Source organism: Bacillus sp. JJ664, from assembly GCF_036962205.1.
GTDB lineage: Bacteria > Bacillota > Bacilli > Bacillales > Bacillaceae_G > Gottfriedia.
Window position 1 is genome coordinate 1 of sequence record NZ_JBALMS010000032.1, and the last position, 6254, is coordinate 6254.

The following is a 6254-nucleotide window of genomic DNA, read 5'->3' on the forward strand; positions in this document are numbered from 1 at the left end:
AAATAGAAAAAAACTGGTGATTAACTTTCGCCAGTTTTTTCTATTATCCATTTCATAAAGTTGAGATTTTAATTCATCAATTGAAAAATGCGTAATTTAGATCGTCCTTTTCATTAAACTCTCCCATAATTTTAAGCATTTCTCCCAATTCTGTTCTTGGCTAATTTGTTGATACAAGTATTGCTCATAATACATCGTTAATTCGGTCATTTCGTTTGTAGTAAAAAGTGAATCAATATATTTTGCGTAATTTCTTAATGTTTCGGTTTCGTTTCGCTTTAATCCATAACGAGCTAATTGACGCAATAATGTATGGTAAGCTGATTCAAGTCTATCTTCTTTTTTACTAAAACGGTAAATGTACATGAAAAAGTATGGGATCCATTTTCTACGATTAAGATAAAAGAAACCAACAATAGCAATAATTAATCCTAAGTAAAGAATCTTCTTTTTCCAATCGATTAGTATTGACTGTTTAATTTTATTCCAAAGACTAGTAAAGTAATTTGATTCCTCAATCTTCTTTGATGCTTCACCAGTTACTTCTAGGTCAGGATTCGGTTTATTTTTTTTAATTACATTTGTAGGTAACTCTTGCTGTTCAGTTGTTGATGAATGGTCGCTGCTGGTACTGATATTTAGTTCATTCGAAAAGCCTTTAGTAGGTTCAAATGCCACCCAACCTTGATTCGGTAAAAATACCTCAACCCATGAGTGAGCATTGTCAACAGTCACTTCGTAAATTTGTTTTGATGTGTCTTCTTTACTATTGTTAACAAAATTCCCGCCAGTAAATCCTTTCACCCAACGTGTCGGTACCCCTAGTGTTCTTAGCATGACTGCCATCGATGATGAAAAATTATTACAATAACCAGTTTTCGTGTCAAATAAAAATTGGTCTACATAATCAACACTCGGACCAGGAAAAGCTACATTCTTTTGAGTATATTTGTATTCTTCTTTATCAAAGTAATTCTCTATTGCTTTCGCTTTGTCATACCAATTTGTTTTTCCTGTTGTTATTTGCTGCGCCAACTCACCTATTCTCTTAGGTAAGTTTGCTGGTAATTGAGTATAATTTTTGTAAAAGACATCATTGATCAAATTTGAATCAAGTTTTACTGTTTTGATTAAATCTTTTGCTTTATATCTAGGTATTTCATATTCTACTTCAAAGCTGGCGGGAATTTCTGGAATGCTATTTTTGAAATAGCTTATTCTTTCAATAGCTGTATCAACTTTGAAAACATTTAGACCCGATTCATAAGGTAGAATATTTAATACTTTAGTAATTCCTTCAGGATACATAATATAGTGATATTGATAGTTATCATCGATCGTGACCTTTGCTGTTTCAATATTGGTCTCAATCGCATCTGGATAAGTATTTAACATGACAAAATCTTCTTTTTTCATAGGACGCTGCGTCGATGCAGAATCAACCCAACCTCGACCTGTATAAGTGTCTTTAGTCTCCATTTTCCAATATGTCCTTTGGTTAGATTCATATTGAAAAACTGGTTCATCACTACTTTTTACAGGCCCACCTAGAATTGAATCATCTGTGTCGTACCCTACCGTCTTTGTTCCTCCTCCGGAACCACCCTTGTCATCCTGTTTTGATCCAGGAAAAGACCAATTTGAGAAAGTCTGGATTGGAGAAGGCTTAGGAGCTAAAGATCCAATTAGGACAAAAAGAATAATCATACTTACGAGCGGAATCATCCATTTTTTTACATATTCTGAGTAATAATGAACTCTTCCTTTATCCAATAGATTGTCAAAAGTTAATAGACTCATAGTTGTAAAGCCAAGTAAAACAGTTCGAACAATAGCAAATTTGGCTTCGTAGTCGGTAAACGAATCCAATATAGAAATATATAGTACTGTCAAAAGTAATAAGTAAAATATCCAATTCCGATTTAAAAAGAAATTAATGGAATAAACGATTATCGAAAGTAAAAGTATGAATAAAAATGTCTTGAATTCGTAAGTCAATTCATTCAATTGGCCAGTTATCAGCCAAATCATGTTCTCAAAGATATGTGAAATAAAAATGAATATCCATTTAAACTGAAATAATCCTAAATCATAATGAAAACGATTAACCAAAAATAAAACTAGGATTATGTTTATAAGCCATTGTAGAATTCTTCTTACTTTAAAAAAAGATAATGTAAAAACGATTAACAAGTAAAACATGAAAATGTTCATATGATACGTAGTGGTTAAATCATCAATAGGCCTTACCCATTCCCATAACAATATACAACCATATGCATACAACAAAAATAGGGTGAAATTACTTTTCATCATCGCATATCGCCCCCTGTAAAGGCTGCATTAAAATTATCTTCACGTACAATGATTGTTCTCACTCCGCGTGCATTGGCGATTGAAATGAATGATTTCTCACTTTCTGATACGACCATAGACTTTGCCTTAATGACAAATATTGTAAACGAACCTTCTCTATTTTTAATAAAACTAGCTTTTTCTACCAAATTTTTCGATAAATGGGTGGTAATCAAAATATAAGATACATTTTGTTGAATGAAACGAAGTTCTGTATCTAAAACCTTCTCAATTGGAGTTGTATCATTTGCCTCAATTTTCGCAAGATGGTATAAGAGCTTTTGAAAATGACCTTCTCCCCCTCTAATTGGAAAGGAATCTCGTTTTTTGTTATTCGTTAAAAGGCCAACTTGAATACCTTTTTTCAGTACAGTATGGAGAAAAGATGCTGCAAAAGAGACATTTGATTCGAAAAGTTCATTTTGAGCACAGTCCATTATGACAAACAGGTCGTTTGATTGTAATTCTTCAAACTCTTTTGTCATCATTTCATTTCGTTTCGCGGAAGCTTTCCAATTTATCCAGGAAAACCTGTCACCAGACCGATATTCTCTTATACCAACAGCCATTGATATATCCCGCTGAAAGTGATGACTTGAAATTGTCGAGCCTTGATTATTTTGATGCTCAAGTGCACGATAATAAAGCTCCGAATACTGAGGAAATACTACGAACCTATTCATAATGTTGAACTTGCTTTTCGATTCGAAAATACCAAGAGGGTCACCAATCTTTATTGTTAAAGAATTAATAAAGTACTCCCCACGTGGTAATTTAGGAATTATATAATCAAAAGAACATTGCTTTTTAAAGCCAGTTAATATTAGTTCCTTTGTAAATCCTTGTTGATCGGTTGTATGTAAATTATTTGAGAAATTTTCTTCTATTAAAAAATAAAAAACAGGTAAGAAAAATGACTTTCTTACGGTTAAAATAACTTTTATCGGATCGCCGACCTTAAAAACGTTTTTAGGAAGCTCTCTAGTTACTTTCAGATTTTCCAAAGGATAAAATGATAATGCCACACTATATAAGATAAACGGTAGACAGCTATAGAATAAAAACCAACTTACAAATCCTCCTTGAAACAAGGCAAACAATAATAGTAATGGTATTAGAAATAACAATAAATACTTCCTGACTTTATTGAGGACACGTAATTGTATTTTCATTTTAATTTCACTTTCCTTTGAACAGGTACAGAAATATTTTTTACAATATTTTTAATAATTCTTTCAGCAGTAATTCCTTCAAATTTTGATTCTGAATTTAAAATAATTCGGTGGGACAATACAAATGGTGCTAGATATTGTATATCATCCGGTAAAACGTAATCTCGTCCGTACATGAATGCATATGCTTGTCCCGCTTTCATAAGCGCGAGTGAACCCCTTGGGCTTGCCCCTAAATACACATTTCTGTCCTGTCTTGTACTATTAACAATACTCACAATATAATGTTTAATGGATTCATCTATAAAAACATTCTTCATTTCCCTTTGAAGAGATCGTAATCCATCAATGTCAATGACAGGTTTTAACTGATCAATTGGAGGGATATTTTGGAACCTATTTAATATTTCTAATTCTTCATCCATAGTCGGATATCCCATTGTAATCTTTAATAAAAATCGATCTAGCTGAGCTTCAGGAAGTGGATAAGTACCTTCATATTCAATTGGATTTTGTGTCGCCATAACAAAAAAGGGCTTCGGTAGTTCATAGGTGATCCCATCAATTGTTATACTTGCTTCCTCCAATCCTTCTAATAGTGCAGACTGTGTTTTTGGAGATGTTCGGTTAATTTCATCAGCTAAGATAATATTCCCCATTAACGGTCCTGGATGGAATTGAAACTCCATCTCTTTTGGATTATAAATAGAAACCCCTGTTACATCTGAAGGCAACAAGTCTGGGGTAAATTGAATTCTACGGAAATTTGCATTAACGGATTTGGCAAGTGATTTTACCATCATTGTTTTCCCAACACCCGGCACATCTTCCAATAAAACATGCCCCCCTGTAAGAAGGGCTACCAAACTTAGTTCGACTACATTTCTTTTTCCAATCATTACATTTTCGATATTTGTAATGATTTTTTCGATATCAGGATGCATTTTTTCGTTAACCATGTTTTTATTCCTCCTTAGAGTGTAGTAGTTTGCTGGATTAATAACTTTTGATTTCATCATTTGATTCCGAATAGATTAATGTTCAAGGAGTATTTAAAAATAAATAGTTACTTTAAATTCTTCTTCGTTGACAAACTTATTCAATAAAACAATTGTAATAAATACAAATCGTTAGAATTGTAGGTGGATAGAATCAAAATAATCACTAAACTTCAGTTTTACAATACAACGTAATTTAAAATGACAAGTTTCAAACTCCAAATAATGATCATGCTGACTATGGGAATCGTTATCTAAAGTATAGTATAATTTTGACAAAATTTCGATAATTTAAAATATATTCATGGTAAATAATTCCAATTTTATCGTTTTTTAATATTTATAATTTCAATCTATTTTTTAGAGAAAATTAATATATAAGCTACTTCGCTCTAACAGTATTCATTGGCAGAAGCAAAAAAGCCACTCCAAATGGAATGACTTCTCTGGTTAATATATTTGAATACGATAGATCAAATGAGAAATGTTTCTGTATCTCCCCATTCTTATGAAAGCTAAACAATTAGCTTTCAATCGAAACTTTTAAAAACTAAAATTTGGTTTATATTGACCTTTATAAGGTTCATGTTCAACGAAAATGGTAATGTCCTTGCCATCTTTGTCTTTACCAGTTCTTTTATAAGTAAATTTCTTTTTATTAAGTTCTGTAATTTCAAGAACTGCACCATACTTGTTATCACCAATAGAAACATGAGCTCTAATTTTGTTTTCGTGACCTACATCGAAGTATCCATAATCACCGCGGCTTTTGCCCGTTGCAGCATTGAAAAACTCATATTTATTAGACTTGTTGTCAAATTTAGCTAGACTAATAAAATTAGTATTATACATTGTTAGATCATTACCGTTTTCATCTAACACTTTTGTTCCAGTCCAAAGAGTATTACCTAAAATAATATCTCCATCAATGTTACGAATAATATTGCCCGTCGTAGTATCTAACTGCTTGTCCGGATTAGTAAAAGAAAGATTTTTTTCTTTAAAAGGAACATGCTCAACGAATACTTCTACATCGTTGCCATTCGTATCTTTTCCCATCCTTTTATAAGTAAAAACATCTTTGTTCAGTTTGATCATTTCGACAACTGCTTGATATTTTAATGATTCTGAAATATGTATTCTCTTTTTTCCATCATTTGAAATAAAAAATGTTCCTGTATCTCCACGACTATTGCCAGTCTTAGCATCAAAAAATTCATATCTTCCTGATTTCGCTTCATATTTTGCAAGACCAATAAAATTTACATTCTCCTTTGTTAAGTCTTGATGATTTTTATCATATACTCTTGTACCTTGCCAATTTGTACTACTTAGAATATTAGACATTTCCTGTCCTTTTGTTTCTAGTAGATTATTTTTGTAATATTTATAAATTGCATGTGATTTTGCTTCTACCCTTTTCATTAAATAAGCTTTTTCGTTTGCATATTTCTTAGTGGTCAAGCTCTTATTCAAATAATTTAATGTAGCAATTTTGATCTTTGCAGAAGTCTGAACATCAGAAACAGTTTGGATAGATAGTTTGTAGTAATTGTTTACCTTTACTTTTGCTGTTTGAAGCGTACTCATACTGTTCGCTGAAGCAGGTGTTACAATAGTCACCAGCATTGCAGTTGCAGCAAGAGAAGTCATTAATTTGTTTCTTTTACTTGTAAAAAATGTCATAATATAATCCTCCACTCCCAAATTTAATCTATAAATTTATAAT

Annotated in this window: 4 protein-coding genes; all 4 read right to left on the reverse strand. The window is 31.9% G+C overall.

Annotated elements, in window-relative coordinates:
- Nucleotides 1-96 precede the first annotated feature (96 nt).
- Nucleotides 97-2316 (reverse strand): transglutaminase TgpA family protein, encoded by a 2220-nt coding sequence (locus V7056_RS05300; RefSeq protein WP_499699971.1) that lies wholly within the window; start codon nt 2314-2316, stop codon nt 97-99.
- Nucleotides 2313-3482, reverse strand: coding sequence for a DUF58 domain-containing protein (locus V7056_RS05305; protein ID WP_499699972.1), 1170 nt, complete (start codon nt 3480-3482; stop codon nt 2313-2315). The genes V7056_RS05300 and V7056_RS05305 overlap by 4 nt, the downstream gene beginning before the upstream one ends.
- A 41-nt stretch (nt 3483-3523) precedes the next feature.
- Nucleotides 3524-4486, reverse strand: coding sequence for an AAA family ATPase (locus tag V7056_RS05310; protein ID WP_499699974.1), 963 nt, complete (start codon nt 4484-4486; stop codon nt 3524-3526).
- A 582-nt stretch (nt 4487-5068) separates the two neighbouring features.
- Nucleotides 5069-6211 (reverse strand): DUF4822 domain-containing protein, encoded by a 1143-nt coding sequence (locus tag V7056_RS05315; protein WP_499699976.1) that lies wholly within the window; start codon nt 6209-6211, stop codon nt 5069-5071.
- Nucleotides 6212-6254 lie beyond the last annotated feature (43 nt).

Bases quoted from the DNA above. Each gene is read 5' to 3' on its own strand.
- V7056_RS05310 (WP_499699974.1), bottom strand. From the start codon at position 4,486: ATGGTTAACGAAAAAATGCATCCTGATATCGAAAAAATCATTACAAAT.
- V7056_RS05300 (WP_499699971.1), bottom strand. From the start codon at position 2,316: ATGATGAAAAGTAATTTCACCCTATTTTTGTTGTATGCATATGGTTGT.
- V7056_RS05315 (WP_499699976.1), bottom strand. From the start codon at position 6,211: ATGACATTTTTTACAAGTAAAAGAAACAAATTAATGACTTCTCTTGCT.